Genomic DNA, 24,785 nt, shown 5'->3' on the forward strand with positions numbered 1-24,785 from the left:
GAATTTCTAATTTGTAAGAATCACTGCTTCTAACTTTGGAGATTGATTCGAATAGCCTACTAATGAGAATGTATAAATTGTGTTTGGCTCTACTTTGACATCTGGAATGGTTATAAGAACCTCTTTAGTATCAGCAAGAGAGATCTCAATATCAGCTGTTCCAGGGCTCACCTGTAAATAATCTGTTATTTGTTTAAATAAGACATTTTCAAATAAATGATCCCCACCTTTTATAGATATGTGAACAGCAGGAGTATCAGGTGAAAAATGTGAAAACCTTATTTTTGCTTGACCAGATTGTAAAGGTGTATTATCAAGCATTGGTTGCAATTGTATATGTGTATCAGTACTAATTGCTGCAAGCGTATAGGAGTGGTTGCCCATCATAGGAACAAGTGCTGAGAAAATAGGTGTTTCGCTACCAACAGGAACAAGATCAACTCGGTACTGCCCTTGAGCTAAAGACAAATAAGGGCTGTATTGTTTGAAAGAAATGTTTTTAATTACCTTCTGTCCGTTTACTAAAAAATCAATAGCTGGTGTATGAGGAGAAGCGTGAAATATTCTCATATAGGATGGCAATGTTGCCTCTTGAGAATCACGTTTTTCATACGCATATACGAGTTTGGTAATCGCACTATGATATTTCATATATAATTCCATGTATTTTTTGGGATTGGTATATTGATAGTAACGAGCAAGTTGTTCATACAGGACTGCTTCTTGTCCATATTTTTCAATTTCAGGTTGAGCCATGTAAATTCCTCCTTTTTTATCACTATCACTATATGCATTTCGGAAACGAGCTTATGCAACAAAAATGATTCGGAAAATGAAAACGGGACCGGATGTTGTATGTGATGTCATACATTTTACGCATATAAAAATCTCTAGCTGAGCTAGGGATTTTTTGATTTATAGGCAAACGCACATACAAAGTGATAGTTGGCCTACATAATTTATTAAGGAAAATTAATTTTTAAGTGGCGGAGGGAGTGAAACAAATTATGTGGGGATATGGATATCCTGGTAGTTACTGTGGATACGGTTATGGCGGCGGAGGTTGCGGTACAGGTTCTGGATTTGCGTTGGTTGTTGTATTATTTATTTTACTAATCATTATTGGGGCATGTTGGGTTCGATAATCACCGATAAAGGGCGTCATGCTGAACTGGTTAATGATCGTTAATCGGTTCCTTCTTTTTTATTTTCATATAAACTCGTAGTTCAAATATCAGTTGGAACACGAGGTCTTGCAACATTTTAACACAAAAGAATAAATGTAGAAGTTGCAGTGGGATAAACTAACGATGGTAAAGGTTACCAGAAGCTGTGAAATTAATTGTTAAATATGTACTTAAAAATTTGAAATTACATTGAATGGAAGTATGTGTAAGATTACATAAGGTTGTATCTATGTTGCACATTAGGGTAGAGCCTTACTGCTCGCGAATAACGAGATAAAGAAGGGATAGCTAAAAAAGTTAATGGAAATGAAACATAAGAGGAGCGTTAGGTGTTTGCAATAAAAAATGAAAAGGATTAAATATAATACTTGTAAAAAAATAAAATATCAAAAAGAATCTTCCTGCCCTTTCTTAGGTAAATCGTACAGAAAGGACAGGAAGAAAAATGGTTTATACTATAATCAAATATATCTATTGATTTTGTATACGTTGTTCTGTATCAACATCGAAAAAGTGTGCTTTCGTTAAACTAAAAGCTAATGGAAGCTTATCGGTAGCTTTAATTTCTGAACGAGCGTTGATTCGTGCAACAAAGTTTTGACTTGCAAGTTTTCCATGAATCATCGTCTCAGCACCTAATAATTCAGCGACTTCAACTGTAATTTCGACAGTTGATTCAGGAGAAGATTGAAGAACAATTGGTTCATCATGAATGTCTTCGGGACGAATACCGAGTATGATTTCTTTTCCATTATATCCTTTTTTCTTTAATGATTTTAGTTGGCCATCTGGTATTCTAAAACGAATGTTTTCGATATGAAAATAGTTATCTTTTAATGTTCCAGTAAAGAAATTCATAGCTGGAGAACCAATGAATCCACCAACAAAAATGTTTTCAGGAGCATCATATACTTCTTTTGGCGTACCAACTTGCTGGATGACACCATCTTTCATAACAACAAGGCGTGATGCCATTGTCATTGCTTCTGTTTGATCATGTGTTACATAGATAGTAGTCGTGTTTAACCGGCGATGAAGTTTAGAGATTTCAGAACGCATACTTACGCGCAATTTTGCGTCTAAATTGGATAGAGGTTCATCCATTAAAAACACTTTTGCGTCACGAACGATAGCTCTTCCCAATGCAACACGTTGGCGTTGTCCACCTGATAATGCCTTTGGTTTTCGTTTTAAGTAATCTTCAAGTCCTAAGACTTTCGCAGCCTCTGTTACGCGGCGATTAATTTCATCTTTTGGAAGTTTGCGTAGTTTCAAGCCAAACGCCATATTATCATAAACAGACATATGTGGGTATAGTGCGTAATTTTGAAATACCATCGCAATGTCGCGATCTTTTGGCGCAACATCATTCATACGTTCTCCATCAATATAAAATGAACCATCAGAAATGTCTTCTAGACCCGCAATCATACGTAGAGTTGTTGATTTTCCGCATCCAGAAGGACCGACAAATACGATAAACTCTTTATCTTCAATATGTAAATTAAAGTCAGAAACAGCAGTTGTTTTATTATCATAAACTTTAAAAATATGATCCAATACAAGTTCTGCCAAGATTACTCACTCCTTTTTTGAATTAATTGAATTATAAGTTTTTTTAAGAGTGTAGGTAAATTGGCAGGTTGCACAAAAAAATGATAGGTTTTTATGCAAGTTTATGAGATGCCTAAAGAAAGAAATGCCATATAAACTGCTACAGCGCCTTCAAATGTTTTGATATTAATTCCCGTTTTCTCAATGAATTTATCAATTCGATACTGCAAGGTATTGCGATGCAAATATAATTGTTTCGCTGCAAGTGATACATTTAAATTACATTGGAAGAATACTTTAACACTATCGATTAGCTCTTTGTCATTTAAAATGTGTGCTAATAATTGATACGTGTACTTTTCTCTTTCTTCTTTTGGTAATGAGATTAGTAATTGATAGGGGAGTAGTTGTTCAATGTGTGTAATTTTATTGGATAAATAGGGAGAAAGAAAAGAAAATAAATTTCGCTCCCATTGATACAGACGAGCAATTTCATTTGTTTGCGTATAGTGTCTTCCAATAAAGAAGGATAGAGATATAAAAAAATCTGCTTCTAATGTATCAAGGGCTATTTGTAATATAGATTCCGATATATCTTCTTCTAAGACGAGAACGCCTGCTTGAGAAGTTTCCCATATCGTTGTAGTGGAGAAAGAAAACATGGATTCTAAAGCATCTTGAAATTCTTCTCTTTCTACTATAGATTGATTTGTGAAAAAATGTAAGAAACGAACAGACACGATAGGAATATCCTTATTTTGATATAACGCTTCATACCAAGACTTTTCTTTTTCTGTTTTATACATTGTATCAGTATGAATGGGTGTTAAGATTGATGAAAGTAATTGACATTCCTTTTGGTGTAAGCGGGATTTACGAATCCCTACTTTGTTTCCTTCAAATAAAAACCACCTATACTCTTCAGACAATACGGCTTCATTAATCTTTATATCTTTACCGTAATATGTTTTTAATTGTTGAATCATAGGAACACTCCTTTTCTTTTTATGAGATAAATAGAATTATATTATTCAGCTATGAATAAAAACGCCTGTAAATTTTGAAAAGAATCAGAAAATTGATCGCAGAAGAAAAAATTGTAATGGAATACTCCATAACAAATGGTAATGACAACATGATATCATGTTTTAATGTGTTATTTATATAACAATATATCATGGAGAAGAATGTAGTTGCGGTGAGAAAGGGTGTTAAGTGGTGTGTAGTTCACTCCCAAATTCATTATTATTGAGGTCGTGATCACTGAACAAGGTGAATTATTTTTGAAACAACTTGAAGAAAGGTTGTAACACGCGGTGATGAACATCTATCAAAAAAGATAAATATTGTTCTAGCAGCGTTACACAATCATGTTGGGAGAGTGCTATAGATGGAGGTGCTCTGTAAGAGGAGAAACCTCATACAGAGGATTAGCAAATTTGTTTTTTCTCAGTAAAAAATATTTTGTAAAATGCAATAAAAGCATGTTTTTTAATAGAAATAAATAGATGACGAAAATTTAAAAAATAAATATATGAAAGAAACCTCCTATGATTGAGTAATCATAGGAGGTTTCTTTTTGAAAAATTTGTCTAATTTTGTTGAAAAATATGACGGCTAAACTAAATAAATAGGAAGGAAATTGACGGGAGTTTCGTCGAAGTTTACACAATGTCAGCAATTGAGCGAAGCTGATGGTATGGTGAAAAAATAATTAGGTAGTATATTTTTTAGGCATGTTTTTTATAGGGGGGAGGATTTTTTAAGAAGGATAAAAGGTTAGTCTTTTGTTGTGTTTCTGAATTTTCATTTTTTTATTTTAATTTTTAGCAATCATTTGTATATTTTATAATAGTTTTTTGATAAATTCACTGCGCTTGCAGAGGATTCTTTTTTATGAAAGAAACGTCAATTTTCTTCATATATATATACAAATTGGAGAAATGGGGGAGCGCTATGCGCGATTACTTAATTAAGCCACTTGTTGGTCAGCCGTATCCAATGATTTCACATGGAAAAGGTGTGTACTTGTATGATCAAAATGGTAACAAATATTTTGATGGTTCGTCAGGAGCGATTACGGCAGGTATCGGACATGGCGTAACAGAGATTGCGGAAGTGATTAGAAAGCAGGCAGAGGAGATTGCTTTTGTGTATCGCTCACAGTTTACGAGCGAACCAGCTGAGAAGTTAGCAAAGAAGTTAAGCGATTTAAGTGTAGGAGATTTAAACTGGAGTTTCTTTGTGAATAGTGGTACGGAAGCAAATGAAACGGCTATGAAAATTGCGATTCAACATTTTCAAGAGCGCGGTATTCAAGGAAAACATAAAATTTTGTCACGCTGGATGAGTTATCATGGTATTACAATGGGAGCTTTATCAATGTCGGGGCATCCACTTCGTCGTCAGCGATTTGTATCTATTTTAGAAGATTACCCAACTGTACCAGCACCATATTGTTTCCGTTGTCCGGTGCAGAAAGTATATCCGACGTGTCAGCTTTCTTGCGCGACTGAGCTAGAACGAGCAATTGAGCGAATTGGTGCAGAACATATTGCGGCTTTTATAGCGGAACCGATTATTGGCGCAGCAGGCGGTGCAATTGTACCACCGAAAGAATATTATAAGGTCATTAAAGATATTTGCAGTCATTATGATATTTTATTGATTGCTGATGAAGTTATGACAGGTCTTGGACGTACTGGATCTTGGTTTGCGATGGAGCACTGGGGTGTGGAGCCGGACATCATGACGCTAGGAAAGGGACTAGGTGCTGGTTATACACCGATGGCCGCGACGGTTGTGAGTGACCGTGTGATGGAACCGATTTTAAGAGGGTCACGCTCTGTGATGAGCGGGCATACGCTTAGTGCCAATCCATTGTCAGCCGCGACAGCTTTAGCGGTTATTGAATACATGGAGAAACATAACCTGCCTGAGAAAACAGCAGAAAAAGGAGAATATTTAATAAAAGGTTTGCAAAAAGTTCAGCAGCAATCGACAATTATTGCAGATGTGCGCGGAAAAGGATTCTTGATTGGAGTAGAATTGCAACCGTTTACAAAAGCGTCTGAACTCATTTCAGTCGCGGCGAAAAATGGACTTCTTTTATATCAAGCTGTATCAGGGCAAGCAGGAAAAGAGGATAGTGCGTTGCTTGTTGCACCGCCGATGACAACTACATATTCCGAGTTAGATGAATTACTTGAGATTTTTGCGAAAAGTGTGGAAGAGATGATGCAAAAAGGAGGTCACAGTGTCGTATGATAACCATTACAAATACATTTGGAAAATTAAAAGAAATTGAAGACGTTATCTCGCTATTTCATGATGATATGACGTTAATGTTTGGGGGATTTGGCGGAATTGGCTCTCCTCCATCATTAATACAGGCTATTGTAGATAAAGAAATTTCAAATTTACATTTAATCGGAAATGATACAGGGTTTCCAGATGTAGGGATTGGCCGCCTTGTAACAAAAGAGCGAGTAAAATCATTAATTACTTCACATATTGGTTCAAATCCAAATGCAGGAAGACAGTTAAATGAGGGGCGATTACATATTGAGTTTTCACCTCAGGGAACGCTAGCAGAAAGGATTCGCGCTGGTGGTGTTGGACTTGGCGGGATTCTTGTCGATGTCGGCGTAGATACGATTGTGGAGGAAGGAAAGCGAACAATTGAGATGAACGGAAAAACATATTTAGCGGAAACAGCTTTAACTGCAGAGGTATCGATTGTATATGCGAAGAAGGCGGATCCGTTTGGGAATCTTGTGTTTGATAAAAGTGCTCGTAACATGAATCCGCATGTTGCGATGGCTGGAGATATTACAATTGTTGAGGCAGAAGAAATCGTACCACTTGGGAGTTTAGATCCTGAGGAAATTGTTGTTCCAGGTGTTTTTGTAGATTATATTGTACCGTCGGAAGGAGTGAATTGGAAATGGGTATGGGAGTAGAAGTAAGAGATAAGATTGCAAGGCGTGCTGCGAAAGAGATTCAAAATGGAATGATTGTTAATTTAGGGATTGGTATTCCTTCTCTTGTACCTAACCATTTACCAGAAGATATACATGTTATGTTCCATGCGGAAAACGGCATCGTTGGAATGGGGCCAACGCCAAGTAAAGGAAATGAAGATGAAAATTTGTGTAATGCGGCTGGATTGCCGACGTCACTCATTACAGGAGCAAGTTATTTTGATAGCTGCACAGCATTTGGAATGATTAGAAAAGGCTTGCTTGATGTGACAATACTTGGTTCACTGCAAGTAAGTGAAAAAGGAGATTTAGCAAATTGGATTGTTCCGGGGAAACGGGTTCCTGGTATTGGCGGAGCGATGGATTTAGCGCAAAAAGCAAAACGGGTTGTTGTTGTGATGAATCACGTTGATAAGTATGGAAATGCAAAAGTTGTTTCAGAATGTACGCTTCCATTAACGTCGAAAAAGTGCGTGGATTTAATTATTACAGATATGGCTGTAATAGAAGTTACATCTGAAGGATTAATACTACAAGAGCTAATGAGTCCTTATACAGTTGAGGATGTAAAACAAAATACGGAGGCATCTTTTCATGTGAGTTCTAATTTACTTGTGATTGAATGAGGGGAGCTAACAAATATGGAGCAATTAAAAAAACAAGTGTGTGATTATATTGAAAGTCATGAAGGAGAAAGTGTAAAGTTCTTAAGACGATTAATTCAAGAAAAAAGTGTATCTGGAGATGAAAGCGGCGCGCAAGCAATTGTCATTGAAAAGCTACGTGAATTAGGTTTAGATCTTGATATTTGGGAGCCTTCTTTTACAAAAATGAAAGATCATCCGTATTTTGTATCTCCAAGAACGAATTTTTCAGATAGCCCAAATATCGTTGCGACACTAAAAGGAAGCGGCGATGGAAAATCAATGATTTTAAATGGACACATTGATGTTGTACCAGAAGGTGATGTGAATCAGTGGGAACACCATCCATATAGTGGTGAGAAAGTAGGGAATCGCATATACGGTCGTGGAACAACGGATATGAAGGGCGGAAATGTAGCTCTTATGTTGGCAATGGAGGCAATTATAGAACTGGGTATTGAATTAAAAGGAGATATTTATTTTCAAAGTGTAATAGAAGAAGAGAGCGGTGGAGCAGGTACTTTAGCAACAATTTTGCGAGGGTATAAGGCGGATGGGGTTATCATTCCAGAACCAACAAATATGAAGTTTTTCCCGAAGCAACAAGGGTCAATGTGGTTTCGCCTGCATGTGAAAGGGAAAGCAGCGCATGGTGGGACTCGTTATGAAGGAGTTAGTGCGATTGAAAAAAGCATGTTTGTTGTTGAGCATTTGAGACAATTAGAACAGAAAAGAAATGAACGAATTACAGACCCGTTATATAAAGAAATTCCAATCCCTGTTCCAATCAATGTTGGGAAAATTGAAGGTGGTAGCTGGCCAAGCTCCGTACCAGATTCGTTGATTTTAGAAGGAAGATGTGGAGTTGCACCGAATGAGACGATAGAGGCTGTAAAAGAAGAATTTGAAAATTGGATAGGACAATTAAAGAATGTAGATCCATGGTTCGAAGAATATCCAGTAGAGGTAGAATGGTTTGGGGCAAGATGGGTTCCAGGTGAATTAGATGAGGAGCATGTACTCATTACAACACTTCAAGATAATTTTGCTCAAATTGAAGGAAGAAATCCAATTGTAGAAGCTGCACCATGGGGGACAGATGGTGGTTTGTTTACACAAATCGCAGAAATCCCAACTATTATATTTGGACCAGGAGAGACAAAGGTAGCCCACTATCCAAATGAGTACATTGAAGTGGATAAAATGATTGCCGCAGCAAAAATTATTGCATGCACATTACTAGACTGGTGCGAGGTGAAAAAATGAAATATTATGAATCATTTAGAGAACAGACAAACTACTATACTGTAGAAGGAGCGCTAGATTATTTTAATAAACGTATTCGGGTAGAGCATTATACAGGAAATGTAGAAAGTCTTATGCAAAAAATAGAAGAATTAGCAGAGAAGCATTCTTTCACTAAATGCATTATAAAAGGAAAGGGAGATCATGTTTCGACTTGGCTCTCTTTTGGCTTTTTATTAGAAGCGACAATTCCACATTATTTTCAAGGACATGATGCATACTTTTTCGTGAAATATCGTGATGATGAAAGACGAAATAGTATTCAGTGGGCTGAAGAGGATCATATTATAAATGGTGTGAGAGAAAAGGAAGTAAAGGAGAAGCAAGTTCCAGAGAAATTTATCCTAAGAAAAGCGACAGAGGCAGACGCAGAAGAATTGGCAAGTGTGTTTGGAAAAGTATTTGAAATTTATCCGACACCGTTAAATGAAGCAGACTATATTGTTCAGACGATGAAAGAAGATACAATTTATTATGTGTATGAATCAGAAGGGCGTATTATTAGCACTGCTTCAGCAGAAATGAATGTGAAAGAAGGTAATGCAGAATTAACGAATTGTGCAACTTTACCGGAATATCGAAAACATGGACTTATGAAAAGTTTACTCATTAAGTTAGAAGAAGAATTACAAGAGAGAGCAATCTTTTGTTCTTACACAATTGCACGTTCACTTTCATTTGGCATGAATGCAGCTTTTCATCAGCTAGGATATACATACACAGGAAGGCTAGCAAATAATTGTTATATTTTTGATAAATTAGAAGATATGAATGTATGGGTAAAAGATTTATCTCGCATGAATGGGTAGTAAGTTCTTTACTTGAAAGTTCAGAGTGTCTAATTGGAGCGGGTTAATCATCAGTGGGGGATGATTAACCCACTGATTCAAGTCGTACTTTATCCCTCGTTGGCGGGAAAGTAGTAATATGAAATAAATAGAAAAATAGAACGGAATCGTCATGCTTATAATCGCGCACAGGGGTGCCGGAAATTCGGCATATAATTTGCTGAATTTTTAGCAGGAGGAGGGATGACATTGCTGGCAGTTTCGACACAAGAAGTCATTGAAGCGATTTTGGGCAGTATTGATGAAGCGATTCATGCGGTGGATGAAAATGGTATTACAATTTTTTATAATACTGTTGCTGCAAAACACGATGGGTCCAAGATTGAGAATGTATTAGGGAAGCATTTATTAGAAGCATTCCCGTCTTTATCAAGGGAAACGAGTACACTTATGAAAGTTCTAGATACACAAAAGCCGATTTTACATCAAGTACAGCGTTATCAAAATTTAAATGGTGAAGATGTCTGTACTGTAAATACCACATTACCTATTTTTATAGAAGATAAAATTGCGGGTGCTGTTGAAATTGCAAAAGATTACTCAACGATTCAAAAATTAACGGATACAATTGTTGATTTACAATCGAAAATGAAACGATCTTCTAGGAAGAAGGTAACAAAAAAACATGTTGCTTTTAATACAATTGTGACGAATGATTTTCGCTTTAAACAAACAAAAGATTTAGCGCAAAAGGTAGCTCCAACAAATGCAAATGTTTTAATATACGGAGAAACAGGAACAGGAAAAGAACTATTTGTACAAGCGATTCATGAGGCTTCAAACCGTAAAAACAAACCGTTTATTGCCCAAAACTGTGCAGCTCTTCCAGAGTCATTACTAGAAAGTCTATTATTTGGGACAACTAAAGGAAGTTATACTGGAGCTATTGAACGTGCGGGGTTATTTGAACTTGCAGATGGAGGGACATTATTTTTAGATGAATTAAATTCAATGCCTCTTGATCTGCAGGCGAAAATGCTACGCGCATTAGAGGATGGAGTAATTCGTCGCATCGGTGATAGTAAAACGAGAAAAGTGGATGTACGTGTCATTACTGCGATGAATCAGCCGCCAGAGATATGTTTGCGCGAAAATAAAATTCGTACCGATTTATATTATCGTTTAAATGTATTTTCGTTATATATTCCACCGCTTCGTGAGCGAAAAGAAGATGTATTATTGTTAGCGTCTTACTTTTTAAGAGACTATAATAAAGAATATAAAAAAGAGGTACTGCATATTGACAATGAGACGAAGGAAAGATTACTAGCCTATCATTGGCCTGGAAATGTAAGGGAGTTAAAGCACACGATTGAACATGCTGTAATTATTGCAGAAGGAGGTTCATTAACAGTTAGTTGTTTACCCCGAACATTTCGAAAAGAAGTAGAGTTAAGGAAAAAGAAGAAGTCTATTCTGCCATTACGTGAGGCACTGCATCAAACAGAAAAAGAATTAATCGATCGAGCGTTAGTGGAAACGGATGGGAATATTTTGCAAGCTGCTAAGCTATTAGGTATTCCAAGGCAAACATTGCAGTATAAATTAAACAAGTATGACAAAACCGCCGAATAATCGGCGGTTTTTGAGTGTTTGCACCAAAAAAAGAGCGCTTACATATACAGAAAGTAACGAATATTGTATTGAATCGAGCGCCATTTAAAATAAAAAAATATTTTTTTCTTATATAATAGGGTATCTTTCGTCACCACTTCTTGAAAATGTATAGTTGGCATAATTATTGCTTATATAAATGGCGAGCGTAAAAAAAGGGGGAATAGCAATGTTACATGATGTATACAAACCAAATCGTCACTGGAAAGAGATCGAATTATGGAAAGATGTTACAGAAGAGCAATGGAATGATTGGGTTTGGCAATTAACGAATACGATCAAAACGTTAGATGATTTAAAGAAAGTGATTAATTTGACACCAGAAGAAGAAGAAGGTGTTAAAATTTCAACGAAAACAATTCCGTTAAATATTACACCGTACTATGCTTCTCTTATGAATCCTGATGATCCACGCTGTCCGATTCGGATGCAATCTGTACCGATTTCGGAAGAATTATATAAAACAAAGTATGATTTAGAAGATCCGCTTCATGAAGATGAAGATTCACCAGTTCCAGGCTTAACACATCGTTATCCAGACCGCGTGTTATTTCTAGTTACAAATCAATGTTCTATGTATTGTCGTTATTGTACACGTCGTCGTTTTAGTGGACAAATTGGAATGGGTGTTCCGAAAAAACAATTAGATGATGCTATTGCTTATATTCGTGAAACACCACAAGTGCGTGATGTTTTAATCTCTGGTGGTGACGGTCTTCTTATTAATGATAAAATTTTAGAATACGTATTAAAGAACTTACGAGCAATTCCGCATGTGGAAATTATCCGTATTGGAACGAGAGCACCAGTTGTATTCCCACAACGTATTACAGAAAATCTATGTAACATTATTAAAAAATATCACCCAGTATGGTTAAATACACATTTTAATACTTCTATTGAAATTACGGAAGAATCAAAACTAGCATGTGAAATGCTTGCAAATGCTGGTGTGCCAATTGGAAACCAAGCGGTAATTTTAGCAGGAATTAACGACAGTGTACCAATTATGAAAAAGCTGATGCATGATTTAGTTAAAATTCGTGTTCGTCCGTATTATATTTATCAATGTGATTTATCAGAAGGTATTGGTCACTTCCGTGCACCGGTTTCCAAAGGATTAGAAATTATTGAGGGACTACGTGGACATACATCTGGTTATGCAGTGCCAACATTCGTTGTCGATGCCCCAGGTGGAGGCGGAAAAATTGCGCTTCAGCCAAATTATTTAATTTCACAAAGTGCGGATAAGGTTGTTCTTCGTAACTTTGAAGGTGTTATTACAACGTATCCAGAACCAGAAAATTATGTGCCAGGAAGAGCTGAAGGTTATTTTAAAGAGATTTATCCAACTTATGAAGAAAAACGCTCTGATATCGGTGTAGCAGGGTTGATGAGTGATAAGAAATTCAATCTTGTTCCGGATGATTTGCAACGTATGAATCGCCGCAAAGACTATGAAACAAATGAAACACATTCTTCCTTAAAGGATAAACGTGATAAGCGTGATCAGTTAAAAGATAAAAAATACCAAGCTCAAATGGCGAAATTAGAAGAAAATACAGAAGCTGAGGGTGACGCAGTATGAATTGTATGTGGTGTGACAGTACAGAGGCGAAAGAAAGTCTGAATACTGTATATTGGGAATTGCCAGATGGTACAAAAGCCATTGAAATTCAAAAGACACCATGTATTTCTTGCTCATCATGTGGAATGGACTATCAGCCTGATCATGTTGTAAAAGAAATAGAAGATCAGTTGTTTTTAATTTATACAAAAGATTTACCAAAACAATTAACATATGAAGAGTTAATGGAGCGCCCACGTTTACTAAAAAGAAATTATTTTGACTTTTAACCAGCGATTATGCTGGTTTTTTTCTTTTTCCCCTTGTATAATGTATCCAAGTTAGAAAGGCAGGGAATATTTTTGAAAAAGTCATTTTATCACTATATGATGAAGCATCGTGCGTCTTTAATCAAAAATGAAATATCGGATTTTGCTGAAGCTATGTATGACGATTTAAGTTTTCCGAAGCAATCAGAAGATTACGATGAAATTAGTTCGTATTTAGAATTAAGTGGATTACTGGATAGTATGTCTATTTTTGATGAAGCATGGGAGCTATACATACAAGAAAGATAACGAGCAAACATATACTACAAATATATCTGCACTAGTACATCACTCTATAAAAAGTGATGTATTTTTTATTGGAAAAATTTTTGAATATAAGCTCATGTGATAAGCGTTTTTTAATCGTTTGCATATACTGTTATCAAAAATCACGACTTTAAAAAGGAGAGATATAAATGGCAAGAAAAAAACAACCTAAATATAATGTAGGAGATATAGTCGTGATTACACTATATGGAACTGTTGGTAAAATCACAAATATGAAAATGTTAGATGGCGTTTATGTATATGAAGTTAATAATCATGATGGATATTATGTGGAACAAACACTTCAACATGTCACGGAACAAGAAATGAAAAAAGGTGAAACAGAATGGATTGAATTACGATATCATTTTACGTTCGGTGATCTTGTGCAAGTTACGGGTTATGATAAAGATGTCTTTCGTATCGTTGGATTTCGTACAGAAGTATGGCGATATAAAAATGATGCATGGGAAGATACAATATATGAATTATCGAGAATCACAGATGGTGAGTGGTTAGAGGCTGATGAATCAGATTTAACATTGCTTGCGAATGCACAAACGGCTAATGCCATCTTGAAAAAAATGAAACAAGATAAAGCAGGGATGAATAAATTAGATCTTGGAAAATTGAAGTCAATCAATAATTCCAAAAAGGTAAGTATTAAAACGAGCAGACAAGAAATTATTGATGGATTATTAGATATTTATAATGACTATCAATTATTATATGAAACATTTCAAGATGAAGAATATAAAATTGTAATGGATGTCGTTCATAATTATTTAGTTAAACTAACAGAGAAAAAATAACTAGAAAGCAAGAAGGAACTGAACAAAAATATAAGCTGTGTAAGGTATACCTACAATTGTTAAAAAAATAATAAGCCCTTTGATGACAGAGTCTGCCCATTTATCTTCATGCATGAACTCTTCTTTTCTTTGTTCCATTTTATTTCCCCCTTCAAATAGCTTGTACTACATCGTATGCTGTAAGACGAGTCAATATGACTGACAAATATGATATGGAAAAGAAAATCTATTTTTCTAATCTCGTATACATAATTTTGAAATTCCTTCATAAAACAGAAATAAAGGAGTGATGCTCATGAAGGAAATTGAGGTCGTAATTGATACGGAAGAAATTGCGGAGTTTTTTTATGAGCAACTAATAGAGAGAGGGTATGTACCAAAGCGAGAAGAGATTGAAGATCTCGCTGATATTACATTTGAGTATTTACTAGAAAAATGTATGATTGATGAAGTGTTTGATGAGGATGAAGGGTGAAAGTAACGACGGGAAAAACTCGTCGTTTTTTACACTTCAAAATCATTTCTTTACAAACTTGTCACAAACATAAAAGATTATTATTGGTATAATAAAAAGAAAATTTTAAACAAGAGGTGAAGGGATGTTCAAAAAAATTATTGATTCTTTACTAGGAAAGAAGAATAGACATCGTTCCTACTCAAGTAGTGATTATCGTCATAGAGGTCGCTCGTATTCAAGTAGTGATTATCGTCATAGAGGTCGCTCGTATTCAAGTAGCGATTATAATAAGAGGAGAAATCCCCATGGCTATGGACATCAGCATTATAAAAGAAAACACAAAAGTCGTAGCTTTTTTTCAAGTAGTTGATGAAGTGGCGTGATATACTTGCTTGGTTTGATAGGCCGCTGCACAATGATACAATTGTCTCGCAACGCTATAAAATTGAATCAGTAATTGGAATGGGTAGCTATGGTTTTACATATATCGTTTATGATTTAGAAACGAAAGAGAAAAAAGTTTTAAAACAATTAAGACAAAGTAAGCAAAGGTATAAGTCAGGTAGAAGGTCGTTTGCGCAAGAGCAAACAATTTTAAAGCAGTTAAATCATCCAGCAATACCGAGCTTATATGATAGTTTTATATGGAAAAAACAGCCGTTTTTTGTAATGGAGTACATGTCGGGTAAGAATTTCGAAGACTTCATTTTTAGAGATGGACATGTATATGAAGAGCAAGAAGCTTTTCATATTTTATATAAGGTACTTGAGATTGTTTCTTATTTTCATAGTAAAGGTATTATTCATCGAGACTTACGAATTCCAAACATTTTAATGAAAGAGGGACAAATCAGCATTATCGATTTTGGATTAGCTAAATTTATAGAAGAAATCGATGAACGGGCATCTACCTATGAAGGGGAACAAGTCTATATGCGAGAGGTTCATTATCGTAGTGATTTTTATGCACTAGGTCACTTTACATTATTTTTATTATACTCTGGCTATGAATCTACTGTAGAAGAAGAAAGGCCATGGTATGAAGAGTTGCAGATAATGAAAGAAAACTGTGAAATTATTATGCGAATGTTGCGGATGAAGTCTCCTTATTATGAAAATATACAAGAAGTTAGAGAAGATGTACGCCATGTATTAGAAAGGATGGGAGATACATGTTTCAAAAGTTTTTAGCGAGCATTGGAGTAGGAAGCGCGAAAGTAGATACAGTTCTTGAAAAAGAAGAATATTTAGTAGGAGAAGAAATTGTAGGTGTAGTTCACATTACAGGTGGAGCAGTTAGTCAACAAATTGAAAGCATTTACTTAACATTAACGACGTCGTATATACGAGAAGTAGATGATAAAAAAGTAAGCGCTACATTCGATTTAGAACGAGTACGTTTAACCGATCCGATTACGATATCTCCAAATGAAAAAGTGGAAATTCCATTTTCATTCCCAATGCCAATTGAAGCGCCGCTTACATTTGGAATGAAAAATGTTTGGGTTCATACAGGTCTTGATATTAAGCGGAGTATTGATCCGAGTGATCGTGATTACATTCAGGTGTTACCGAATGCATTATTTAACAGTGTGTTAGATAGCGCAAAACAATTAGGATTCAGGCTTCGTCAAGCAGAATGTGAAGAATTACCACACCGATTACGTACCAATATTCCATTTGCACAAGAATTTGAGTTCATTCCAGTTTCAGGACAGTATTATGGAAAGTTGGATGAATTGGAATTATTAATTCTACCACGTGCCTATGATCGATTAGATATTGTTATGGAAGTAGACAGAAAAGCCCGTGGGCTAGCAGGACTATTTTCAGAAGCATTAGACTTAGATGAAAGAGTCGTTCGTTTTACTGTAACGCGTGAAGATATCCCAGCTATGCAGCAAAAAATTAACAGTTATATTTCTTAATAAAAGATGCATAAAAAAGAAATGGAGAGGAAAACTAAAACAACCGCTCCATTTCTTATTTTTATATAGTGAGGTTATGTATGTGAAACGATATCGACATGTATACTTGTTAATTGTGTTTCTCATTTGTTTTGTCGGATTATCACTTTCGTATCATACCGCTTGCATTGAAAAATTTGATGATGTTATTTCCAAATTTATTCAAAGTTTTCGGAACGAGTATTTGACAGCTTATTTCACCTGGATGTCTTATATTGGTTCAAAGAAAATATATTTCCCATTATTAATCATAGTTGTAATGTACTTTCTTATTCGAAAAAAGTTGTTAGGTGCGTTATTTTTAATCGTAAATTATTACGGATCTCGTTACCTTAACAACCTTTTAAAATTATGGTACGAACGACCAAGACCAGATGTATCGCAGCTTGTTACAGCTACAGGATATAGCTTTCCAAGCGGCCACTCGATGAATGCTACAGCATTTCTAGGATTTATCGCTTATGTAACAATTACGGAACATCGTATTACATTGCATAGAAAGTTGTTGATTATTTTAATTACATGTTTCGTTATATTTTCTATTTCTGTTAGCCGCGTATATCTTGGTGTTCATTATCCATCCGATATATTAGCGGGTTGGGCAGCGGGGGGAAGTTGGCTCATTTTATGTATTATGTTTCACCAAACATTCATCAAAAAAGAACCTATGTCATCATAGGTTCTTTTTGCGTAGGTTCTACATGAATATGAGTGTATAAAATTCCAAATCTTTCTTCTAACATTTCTTCAATTTCATCGGTAATATGATGGCTTTTACTCACGTCCATATGAGCATCTACTTCAATCGTAATATCCACATACGTTTGGTTCCCATACATACGTGCACGAATATCAACAATATTTTCAACACCAGAAACGAGCTTGACAGCATGTGAATATTCTTCCATTTTATCCGGATCGATGCCATCGGTTAACATATGAGAGGCTTCTGTAAAAATATCCCACGCAGTTTTACAAATAATAAAGCCGACAATTAAGGCTGCAATTGGATCGAGGATAGGCATGTCGAACTGTGATGCTACAATACCGACAACTGTACCTATACTAACGAGAGCATCGGATAAATTATCTTTTGCTGCGGCTTCTAGTGCTTTACTTTTTGTGCGCTGCGCAATTTTATTATTATATTTATACACACTGTACATGACGACAGCACAAAATAAGGCAACCCAAGCTGCAAGTACATTAGGCGCCGTTTTCTGTGGAGTGAAAAACGATTGAATTGCACTTACGATAACTTCAAGTCCGACCGTTGCCATAATAAAGGAGGCGACAAGTGAAGCAATTTGTTCTGCACGAGAATGACCATATGGATGATCCGGATCACGAGGTTTTCGAGAAATTTTTAAACCGATTAATACAGCTATAGAAGCACCGATATCTGTTAAATTATTTAAACCGTCTGCACGTAATGCACTGGAAAGAGCAATATAGCTAATTGCGATTTTTAGTGACGCTAAAAATATGTAGGCAATAATGCTGACAATGGCTCCTTTATCAGCTTCTTTATTAGAAAGTGAATTCATAACGATCACTCACCTTTCTGTTAGGAATTTCTTTCTAGTAATAGAGTATCAAACGGAACTCGTGTGGGTCTATACAAACATTGTTGACGCTTTATAGCTTTTTAAGTAGGGGATAACAAAGTTAGCTTAGGGCAAAAAGATTAATATATATACATCAAAAATATTTCTGATTATAATTAAGATGAGAATATTAGTAATATATGGGGGAATAGCAATTAGTGAATAAAAAGGCAACAGTTAAAATAGGGGTATTGTTTACAATTTTATTAATTGTATGTGTTTTTTATGGGTATAAGAGTTTAAATAGTTTTTTACTCTGGGACGAACTCGGTGATTTCAAGATGATTTCAAGTGATAAAGAAGTTGCAGATGGTATTTACTTTGTAAGAGGGAAGATATATTCTGAACATGTAACAGGAGATGAAACATTACTTGCTGATGGGTATGCGGTAGTGAATCGTATTCAAAAGAAAAAAACGACATACTATACACAGACTTCTGCACCAAATCGTTCTTTATGGAGTAACGGTCAAGTGACAGCTTTTTATAATGAACCAATACATATTGGAAATAAAGAATTAAAATTAATAAATAAAGAAAATGTGTCTCTTGAAACACCCTTTATAGAATTAAATAGTCAGAATGTAATTTCAACAAGAATAAATGATATTCAGGCGAATGCTACAAAGTTAGCAGATGGAAAAAAACGTTTTTATTCATTTAGAGCAGTAGAAAATAAAGAAAATGTAGTTGTGCTTGGGTCAGTAGATGGAAAAATAATAAAAGAATTACCTAATAGATATGGGAAATCTGTTTATATTGGAAATACTAAGGAACAAATCATAGATAGATTAAAGAGTGAAAACAACAAAAATTGGATATATTTTTCTGTCCTTGTTGTATTAACCAGTATTAGTGGGTTTGTATTATATATGTATGGGAAGGGAAAATGGACAAAAGATGTTTTTGTTTTTACATTTTTCGGTAGAAAGATAAATTAAAGAGGACGCACCTTTGCGTCCTCTTTAAAAATTTATATGAGTTCTTCTTCATTTTCATATCCAGTAAATAAAACTTCTTCAATTTGTATATGATCGAAAAAAACATTATAATCTTTTGAAAGGTTACCATAAGGGTAAAGACAACCGACATAATCCCGATTTTTTCGATTAGATTGTTGTTGTTTTCTGCCTATCTAAGGAAATGTTGTTTATCCCGCATTATAAGACCCTGCCTTAAAATGCAACGAAAGCAAAGTAGTAAGGTAGGGAATAAAACGGCCAGTAAAAGCATGATTCGTTCAACTAATAATCAGTGGGAGGTGATGCCCCACTGATTAAAGTTTCATTTTGTTACCTAAATAGTTTATTTGAATTAGTATGCTTCTAAAAACTCAGTAACTTGCTCTTCTGTTTTTGCATTTGCACTATGTAAATGACCAAGTTTTTCACCATTTTGATACACTAATAAGCTAGGAATTCCCATTACTTGATACTCTTCTGCAATACTTGGGAATTCATCTTTATTTATAGAATACCATTCAAATTTATTGAACTCTTCCATTACATCCCCGATAAAGTTGTCCATACGTACACAATCTGGGCACCATGTAGTAAAGAACTTAACAACTACTGGCTCCTCGCTTGCGATAATGTCTTTGAATTCCTTTTCACTCTTGATTTCTTTCATGTTTTGTTGCTCCTTTTTCATTTTTTGTATTTGGAATAATTCAGGTGGTGTTTTTGCTAAAAAAACGAAAACTTTTAACAAACGTTTTTCTTTCCGAATAATTCGTTTGCAAATTGATCCACCGCAGTTTCTTGAAGTCCCGGTACAACATGCGAGTAGGTGTCCAATGTGATGCCTACTATTTTGTGTCCTAATCGTTCACTTACAAATTTCGGATGAATCCCTTGTTTCAACATGATAGTTGCATGAGTATGCCCTAGATCATGGAACCGAATATAAGGAACCTCACTTTTCTTTATAATCTTTTTCCAGAGCTGTGTCAAACTTCTGAAATTGCAGGGGTTACCATTTTTATGTTTTTCCGAATTATTGAACAGCAACCAAAGATGATTCAATTATGTATCGATTAGGAGCATCCCCAATATAGTTGAATGGATAACATGTGGTTAATGTAAGTGTTGGTTTATCTTTTGCAACGATTACACTCATATCATTGGCGTCGGTAATCCAGTGTTTCCGAATTTGATAAGCGTATATCTTGTTATCGTATTCAAGTAAAATATAATCATTTTCTTGTAAATCTCCTAAATCGGTAAATACTGTATCCCGATGACCACTTAGTACAGTATGTCCATTTCCAGAAGGGGGTGATGTAATGTCACTAACGAACATTCCAACGCCTTTTTTCAATGTTTTGTCATCAGCACCCCAGTAAACTTGATATTTCCGTTTGATTTTCGGGATTACCATATATGCGATTTGTTCTCCTTGTTGGTGTTGCACTTGAGAAGAGGGAAAGTGTTTCTCGGGTTCTAGTAATGTTTGCTTATGATCAGTTAGGTTGTTTATACTTTGATACTTCTTAATCTCAGTACCTGTTAAAGTTTCAACAGTTTTTGCTGAATCATACCAAGTAATAAAGTAATAAACGAAAGAAAAAGAGCCAATAGTAATCAATAATATACCGAACCATTCAAGCTTTTTCAAATGTATCACTCCATATTAAAAAAGACAGGAATATCCCTGTCTTTTTTAGGTATTATTCTATGCATCCGTCTTTTTACGACGGAATACAAAAATTGAACCTAATAATATTAGACCAGCACTTACAAGCATCATTGTCATATTATTAGAAGCTGTATTTGGTAATTTCTCAGCTTGTTTTTTTGTAACTTCGTTATTGTTTGTTTCTTTTTTTATTGGAGTTTGTTTGCTAGCCACAAATCGATCATATTCCCCTTTGTTTACTTCACAAGGTAATCCATCATTATCACGATCTAAATCATGGGGATCGTTATTCGCGTTATACCCATTACTGTGCCAAAACTCCATTACTTCTTGATTATTTTTGAATTGACCGCAATCTTTGTCATTTGGGTTCTGAGCTGCAAATACAGATGAGTTATACCCTACAGTTAAAAGTGTGAATGCTGTTGCTGAAACTAATAGCTTTTTCATGTATATCTCCCTTTGCCTAAATTATGTATTTATATTAAATATTTTACATTTTAAAAATCGGAAAGACAATATTAAATTAATTTAAAATGTAATATTTTCCTATTTTAACATGGAGAGAATTTCTTTTATTATGAAAGCAAATCAAAGTATTCTATGTTTTTTATTATCTTTAGAACGAATATTCCCCTATGCTGAAATAAAGAAAAAAGCACACTTCACGTAAACCGAATTACCCTTGTAATATTTGAAAGTACACTGAGAGAGGACATGTACCTGTGATTGGGAAAATAACAATTTAGGTAGTATAACAATAGAAGTTGTTGATGTTCGCGAAAATTCATCGTTAGCTGCAGCTATTATGAGACAAGTCTTAAAGGGAAGTAACCATGTTTACCTAATTTGGCATCATGATGGCTCTTACTTTTTGGTATAAGATTGCTGAGAACAATTGACTACGAGATGATGTATGTAAAATCGATAAAGTTTACAAAGCATCAGGTGTTGTTTGGATTACAGGAACGAACATCAATCTTCACAAAGGTTTATGTGATTCAAAGTATATAAGAGTGTAGCAAAAAAATAACCGCCCCTTTACTTATAGGTAAAGGGGCGGGGGTTATGAGGGATAAACATCTTCAAATTTTATCCCAACAAGCATATGTTTCATCATTATAAGGCATTGTGCACTATCATTAACTGTGAAAGAACAAACTTCCTGTTTCGTTTTTTTTACAACCAAAACATCAAAACTACAGGCTAAAACGTCTGTAAGATAGTCTTTTTCCTGAGTATCTATAGCGATTAAAATATTATAAGTATATCTTGGAAAAACACTCCCATTGTTATACCAGAAGATCCATGGTTCAGCATCATGTTTATTTAAATTAATAAACATGTTAGTAATAGCATCGTTCACCTGACTCACAATATCTTGGTTTATATTTTCTCCCCAACGATAAGTAGGAAATGCTAATATATCTTTAATAATCAGATTGCTAATTTTCTCAATCAATTCTGAAATTTGAAGTGCTTCTCCGCCGATGATTGCTTCCTGTGACGAATCCAAAAAGTTTATATTACGATTTGATTCTAGCACGTTGACTAGAGTGCGAGGATCAGCGAAATCATTAAAATCCATATCTAATTCTTCAAAGAATTTCTTTAATTTAAGTACTTGTCCCAAATGTTCTTGTTTCACAGCAAACACATTATGAAAGTGATTATTCCCCATTTTTAACAGTCCCTTCTATATAGAACATAAGACAGATATATGATGGGAATTCCAATATATAACTGTTTTTTGTTTTAAAAGGATATTAAATTTTAAAAATCCCATAATTTAATTGATGATTTGCGTCATAATGGCAGTGGGAGTGATGAGTAATAGAAGAAATACAATGGAGGTTTTTAGCAGAAGAAATATAAAAAAGTGCTAACAAGTTTGCAAACAAAACTGCAAACTAAACAAATGCTTCTAAGTAAAAGTAAGAGGTAAAAAACGAATTTATAAAAATAGTAAAGACTTAACAAAATGTAACCTGAGAAGAAACCGTAAATTATAAGAATCCCTGCGGAACAGGGGGCAGGGATTCAGAGGTAAGGAAGGTTATTTTGTATTTGTCGAAACGTGTCGTTTTCAACGAATTAATCATACCATTAATTTTCAAAAGCTTATCATGTTAAATGTGTCTGAATTATATATAAACTATGTATAAATTGAAACAAAATAGTTATTTGAATGGAAGGAGCAAATGAGAGGTGAATTTACGTGAGAATCGCGAATGACTAGATGGTAATGGAGAAAAAGAATCCTAAACATCAATTCCATTTTGTAGAAAAAAACAAGGCCCTAGTTTCCTAGGACGATGGGTATAACTACTCGTTTTTATCGAGCTATTACATGATAAACTGTAACCTAATTAGATACAACGGTAATTGTTACCAATAAAAGGGCAGCTAGCAAACGCTAACGGCTTGGTTCAGGGGGATGAAGAAAGTAACTTAATGGGTTACTGTATTAATGTAATATCCATTTTAAGGAAACAAGTATATGTTATGGGTAAATAAAATGTAAGGATTCTCTCAGTCATGGAAGATTGGTGGTAGGATTAACGAAAGTTGAGATACACTCGACGGATCTGTTGCTACTATACTTTTTTGAAAAGATAGAGGATTTGAAAAGTCTGTTAATATTAGGTGGTTCAAAATCTAGTTCCTACGTAGAGTATATTATTAATTCTATAAATCGTACACCTTTTGAGTAGGATAAGCATATATAGAAGTATGGGACAAGCGTAAATCGCTTTTTTCATACTCATTGAAAACTCCTTATCACGAAAAGAGCACTTTTGAGTGCTCTTTTTAATTTGAAATACATAAGAGAGAAGTTTAGGTAAGTCATTTCATGCACAAAATGAAATGTATTAAAATATAATGGGGAAATGTAGGGAAGACATTTTTCTTGTGAGAAAATATAGATTTGGGAGCTTCAAACGATTGAGGGAAATATTTTCGATTTACTGAAAGATATTATGATTTGTGAATCCGTGATAAATAAAATGAGTCTAATATAGGTGGATGAACAATATGAGTTCAAGAAATTTAACGGTTACAGGAGCATGGTTTCAAGTAGGAGGAAATACGATAGCTGCTATTGGAACTACGAGGGGGTTTATAGGAGAGAAAAATGTTGAGGAACCACTTGTAATTGTAGGTGGATCATTACAAGCTCTTGGATATATACTACAATTGGTAGCGTTAAAAGATGCCTCTGAACAACAAGGATTACACATAGAAGAGGATAAACTCAGTAAAGAGGACCAATTGCACGAAAAAAATAAAACTTTGGAGAAAACAGGGATTGAATTACTGATTTTAGGGAATATTTCAAATGTAATAGGAACCTTTTTTAATATACACAAGAAAACAAAAGAGAATGATTATCTCATTATTACAGGAAATAGTCTGCAGTCTATTGGTGCATTTGTAGGGGTGGAAGTGGCACTAAATGAAGAACCCAAAATTCCATGGTTGATTGTAGTGGGGAATTCATTACAGACGCTAGGGGCTGGATTACAAGCATATCAAGGTATACACAATCTATCGAAAGAAAAACAAATGGTTGAGAAAAATGATCGAGAAAAAGAAGATGAGAGATTAGTTGGACTAATTGGTATTTGGATACAAGCAATTGGTACAGCAATTTCAGCAATTGGAATCACACAAATGATAGAGGGATAATTTATAAATTTTGATTATTGAGAAAACTTATATGAGTGAAAGGGAATATTTCTTTCTCTTTTAAGATAGGACAAGGACTTTAATGGGGAATCTTCGTCAGTTTTTATCATTTGCCGACAGAAAACTCCCACCTCAAGGAATGGGTAGGACATGGTTCAATGAGTAGGTGGGAGATGAATGGCGGTTAGGTAAAATCCTAATATTTCTCCTTGTGGAAGAGTTAGGATGAGGTATCGGGATTCGTTCGTTCCTATAGAAGAGAACTGATGCAGGAAGAAGTATTCTTACATAGAAGGGATTGTTCCATTATAAAAGTC

28 protein-coding genes and 1 pseudogene are annotated in these 24,785 nt (G+C 34.9%); 18 read left to right on the plus strand and 11 right to left on the minus strand.

Annotated elements, in window-relative coordinates; all coding sequences use genetic code 11:
• Positions 1-6 precede the first annotated feature (6 nt).
• Positions 7-756 carry a DUF4397 domain-containing protein gene (locus tag CN288_RS14295; RefSeq protein WP_026594331.1) on the minus strand — a complete coding sequence of 250 codons (750 nt, stop codon included), beginning with the start codon at positions 754-756 and terminating at the stop codon, positions 7-9.
• Positions 757-1,007: 251 nt separating this feature from the next.
• Between CN288_RS14295 and CN288_RS14300 the strand changes: the two genes are divergently transcribed.
• A complete protein-coding gene (locus CN288_RS14300; RefSeq protein WP_035415787.1) occupies positions 1,008-1,145 on the plus strand; it encodes a YjcZ family sporulation protein in 138 nt (45 codons plus the stop codon).
• Between the two features lie 513 nt (positions 1,146-1,658).
• Here the strand turns inward: CN288_RS14300 and CN288_RS14305 are convergent.
• Together CN288_RS14305 and CN288_RS14310 are read right to left on the minus strand one after the other, a co-directional pair.
• Positions 1,659-2,762 (minus strand): ABC transporter ATP-binding protein, encoded by a 1,104-nt coding sequence (locus CN288_RS14305; RefSeq protein WP_026594332.1) that lies wholly within the window; start codon positions 2,760-2,762, stop codon positions 1,659-1,661.
• A gap of 101 nt (positions 2,763-2,863) precedes the next feature.
• Positions 2,864-3,727, minus strand: a complete 864-nt coding sequence (locus CN288_RS14310) for a PucR family transcriptional regulator (protein WP_026594333.1) — start codon at positions 3,725-3,727, stop codon at positions 2,864-2,866.
• A 970-nt stretch (positions 3,728-4,697) separates the two neighbouring features.
• On the opposite strand from CN288_RS14310, the gene CN288_RS14315 reads away from it, so the two are divergent.
• The 10 genes from CN288_RS14315 (at position 4,698) to CN288_RS14360 (ending at position 14,110) form a co-directional block, all read left to right on the plus strand.
• Positions 4,698-6,008, plus strand: a complete 1,311-nt coding sequence (locus CN288_RS14315) for an aspartate aminotransferase family protein (RefSeq protein ID WP_098302510.1) — start codon at positions 4,698-4,700, stop codon at positions 6,006-6,008.
• Positions 6,005-6,703 carry a CoA transferase subunit A gene (locus CN288_RS14320; RefSeq protein ID WP_098302511.1) on the plus strand — a complete coding sequence of 233 codons (699 nt, stop codon included), beginning with the start codon at positions 6,005-6,007 and terminating at the stop codon, positions 6,701-6,703. The genes CN288_RS14315 and CN288_RS14320 overlap by 4 nt, the downstream gene beginning before the upstream one ends.
• Positions 6,688-7,350: a CoA transferase subunit B gene (locus tag CN288_RS14325; RefSeq protein ID WP_026594336.1), complete on the plus strand. Its 663-nt coding sequence runs from the start codon at positions 6,688-6,690 to the stop codon at positions 7,348-7,350. Before CN288_RS14320 ends, CN288_RS14325 begins: the two co-directional genes overlap by 16 nt.
• Before the next feature lie 15 nt (positions 7,351-7,365).
• Positions 7,366-8,634, plus strand: coding sequence for a peptidase (locus CN288_RS14330; protein WP_098302512.1), 1,269 nt, complete (start codon positions 7,366-7,368; stop codon positions 8,632-8,634).
• Positions 8,631-9,482: a putative beta-lysine N-acetyltransferase gene (gene ablB / locus CN288_RS14335; protein WP_098302513.1), complete on the plus strand. Its 852-nt coding sequence runs from the start codon at positions 8,631-8,633 to the stop codon at positions 9,480-9,482. Before CN288_RS14330 ends, ablB begins: the two co-directional genes overlap by 4 nt.
• A 222-nt stretch (positions 9,483-9,704) precedes the next feature.
• Complete coding sequence (locus CN288_RS14340) at positions 9,705-11,096, plus strand: sigma-54 interaction domain-containing protein (protein ID WP_090689187.1); 1,392 nt, start codon at positions 9,705-9,707, stop codon at positions 11,094-11,096.
• Positions 11,097-11,304: 208 nt separating this feature from the next.
• Positions 11,305-12,723 (plus strand): lysine 2,3-aminomutase, encoded by a 1,419-nt coding sequence (ablA, locus tag CN288_RS14345; RefSeq protein ID WP_090689191.1) that lies wholly within the window; start codon positions 11,305-11,307, stop codon positions 12,721-12,723.
• On the plus strand, positions 12,720-12,992 hold the full coding sequence (locus CN288_RS14350) for a YokU family protein (RefSeq protein ID WP_017149664.1): 273 nt from the start codon (positions 12,720-12,722) through the stop codon (positions 12,990-12,992). Before ablA ends, CN288_RS14350 begins: the two co-directional genes overlap by 4 nt.
• Positions 12,993-13,064: 72 nt before the next feature.
• On the plus strand, positions 13,065-13,280 hold the full coding sequence (locus CN288_RS14355; protein WP_026594341.1) for a YozE family protein: 216 nt from the start codon (positions 13,065-13,067) through the stop codon (positions 13,278-13,280).
• 167 nt (positions 13,281-13,447) lie between these two features.
• The gene (locus CN288_RS14360) at positions 13,448-14,110 is read left to right on the plus strand and encodes a hypothetical protein (RefSeq protein ID WP_026594342.1); all 663 of its coding nucleotides are present in this window, start codon (positions 13,448-13,450) and stop codon (positions 14,108-14,110) included.
• Here the strand turns inward: CN288_RS14360 and CN288_RS14365 are convergent, their stop codons facing one another.
• Positions 14,111-14,248: a DUF3930 family protein gene (locus CN288_RS14365; protein WP_081811136.1), complete on the minus strand. Its 138-nt coding sequence runs from the start codon at positions 14,246-14,248 to the stop codon at positions 14,111-14,113.
• A 157-nt stretch (positions 14,249-14,405) separates the two neighbouring features.
• On the opposite strand from CN288_RS14365, the gene CN288_RS14370 reads away from it, so the two are divergent.
• The 5 genes from CN288_RS14370 to CN288_RS14390 all read left to right on the plus strand — a co-directional run bounded on the left by CN288_RS14370 (position 14,406) and on the right by CN288_RS14390 (position 17,213).
• Positions 14,406-14,585 (plus strand): YozD family protein, encoded by a 180-nt coding sequence (locus CN288_RS14370; protein ID WP_003197525.1) that lies wholly within the window; start codon positions 14,406-14,408, stop codon positions 14,583-14,585.
• A 124-nt stretch (positions 14,586-14,709) separates the two neighbouring features.
• Complete coding sequence (locus CN288_RS14375) at positions 14,710-14,937, plus strand: hypothetical protein (RefSeq protein ID WP_098302514.1); 228 nt, start codon at positions 14,710-14,712, stop codon at positions 14,935-14,937.
• The gene (locus CN288_RS14380; RefSeq protein WP_098302515.1) at positions 14,937-15,758 is read left to right on the plus strand and encodes a serine/threonine protein kinase; all 822 of its coding nucleotides are present in this window, start codon (positions 14,937-14,939) and stop codon (positions 15,756-15,758) included. The genes CN288_RS14375 and CN288_RS14380 overlap by 1 nt, the downstream gene beginning before the upstream one ends.
• Entirely contained in the window at positions 15,740-16,495 is a 756-nt protein-coding gene (locus CN288_RS14385) for a sporulation protein (protein WP_026594344.1), read from the plus strand. The genes CN288_RS14380 and CN288_RS14385 overlap by 19 nt, the downstream gene beginning before the upstream one ends.
• Before the next feature lie 82 nt (positions 16,496-16,577).
• On the plus strand, positions 16,578-17,213 hold the full coding sequence (locus CN288_RS14390; RefSeq protein ID WP_026594345.1) for a phosphatase PAP2 family protein: 636 nt from the start codon (positions 16,578-16,580) through the stop codon (positions 17,211-17,213).
• Here CN288_RS14390 and CN288_RS14395 read toward each other — a convergent pair.
• The gene (locus CN288_RS14395; protein WP_026594346.1) at positions 17,200-18,081 is read right to left on the minus strand and encodes a cation diffusion facilitator family transporter; all 882 of its coding nucleotides are present in this window, start codon (positions 18,079-18,081) and stop codon (positions 17,200-17,202) included. The two genes, CN288_RS14390 and CN288_RS14395, sit on opposite strands and share 14 nt — an antisense overlap.
• Before the next feature lie 218 nt (positions 18,082-18,299).
• Between CN288_RS14395 and CN288_RS14400 the strand changes: the two genes are divergently transcribed.
• Positions 18,300-19,082: a hypothetical protein gene (locus tag CN288_RS14400; RefSeq protein WP_098302517.1), complete on the plus strand. Its 783-nt coding sequence runs from the start codon at positions 18,300-18,302 to the stop codon at positions 19,080-19,082.
• Between the two features lie 32 nt (positions 19,083-19,114).
• Here the strand turns inward: CN288_RS14400 and CN288_RS14405 are convergent, their stop codons facing one another.
• The 6 genes and pseudogenes from CN288_RS14405 to CN288_RS14430 form a co-directional block, all read right to left on the minus strand.
• A complete protein-coding gene (locus tag CN288_RS14405; protein ID WP_098302524.1) occupies positions 19,115-19,276 on the minus strand; it encodes a DUF4176 domain-containing protein in 162 nt (53 codons plus the stop codon).
• 179 nt (positions 19,277-19,455) lie between these two features.
• Positions 19,456-19,770, minus strand: a complete 315-nt coding sequence (locus CN288_RS14410; protein WP_026594348.1) for a thioredoxin family protein — start codon at positions 19,768-19,770, stop codon at positions 19,456-19,458.
• 74 nt (positions 19,771-19,844) lie between these two features.
• Positions 19,845-20,120 (minus strand): annotated as a pseudogene (locus CN288_RS14415) (tyrosine-type recombinase/integrase); the annotation flags it as partial.
• Positions 20,121-20,136: 16 nt separating this feature from the next.
• Positions 20,137-20,757: a class D sortase gene (locus tag CN288_RS14420; RefSeq protein WP_098302518.1), complete on the minus strand. Its 621-nt coding sequence runs from the start codon at positions 20,755-20,757 to the stop codon at positions 20,137-20,139.
• 57 nt (positions 20,758-20,814) lie between these two features.
• Positions 20,815-21,228 carry an excalibur calcium-binding domain-containing protein gene (locus CN288_RS14425; RefSeq protein ID WP_098302519.1) on the minus strand — a complete coding sequence of 138 codons (414 nt, stop codon included), beginning with the start codon at positions 21,226-21,228 and terminating at the stop codon, positions 20,815-20,817.
• A 616-nt stretch (positions 21,229-21,844) separates the two neighbouring features.
• Entirely contained in the window at positions 21,845-22,459 is a 615-nt protein-coding gene (locus CN288_RS14430; protein WP_026594351.1) for a pesticidal protein, read from the minus strand.
• A 1,355-nt stretch (positions 22,460-23,814) separates the two neighbouring features.
• Between CN288_RS14430 and CN288_RS14435 the strand changes: the two genes are divergently transcribed.
• A complete protein-coding gene (locus CN288_RS14435) occupies positions 23,815-24,468 on the plus strand; it encodes a DUF6944 family repetitive protein (RefSeq protein ID WP_098302520.1) in 654 nt (217 codons plus the stop codon).
• Positions 24,469-24,785: the final 317 nt, after the last annotated feature.

Origin of the sequence: Bacillus sp. AFS023182, assembly GCF_002560575.1 — a bacterium.
Taxonomy (GTDB): domain Bacteria; phylum Bacillota; class Bacilli; order Bacillales; family Bacillaceae_G; genus Bacillus_A; species Bacillus_A arachidis.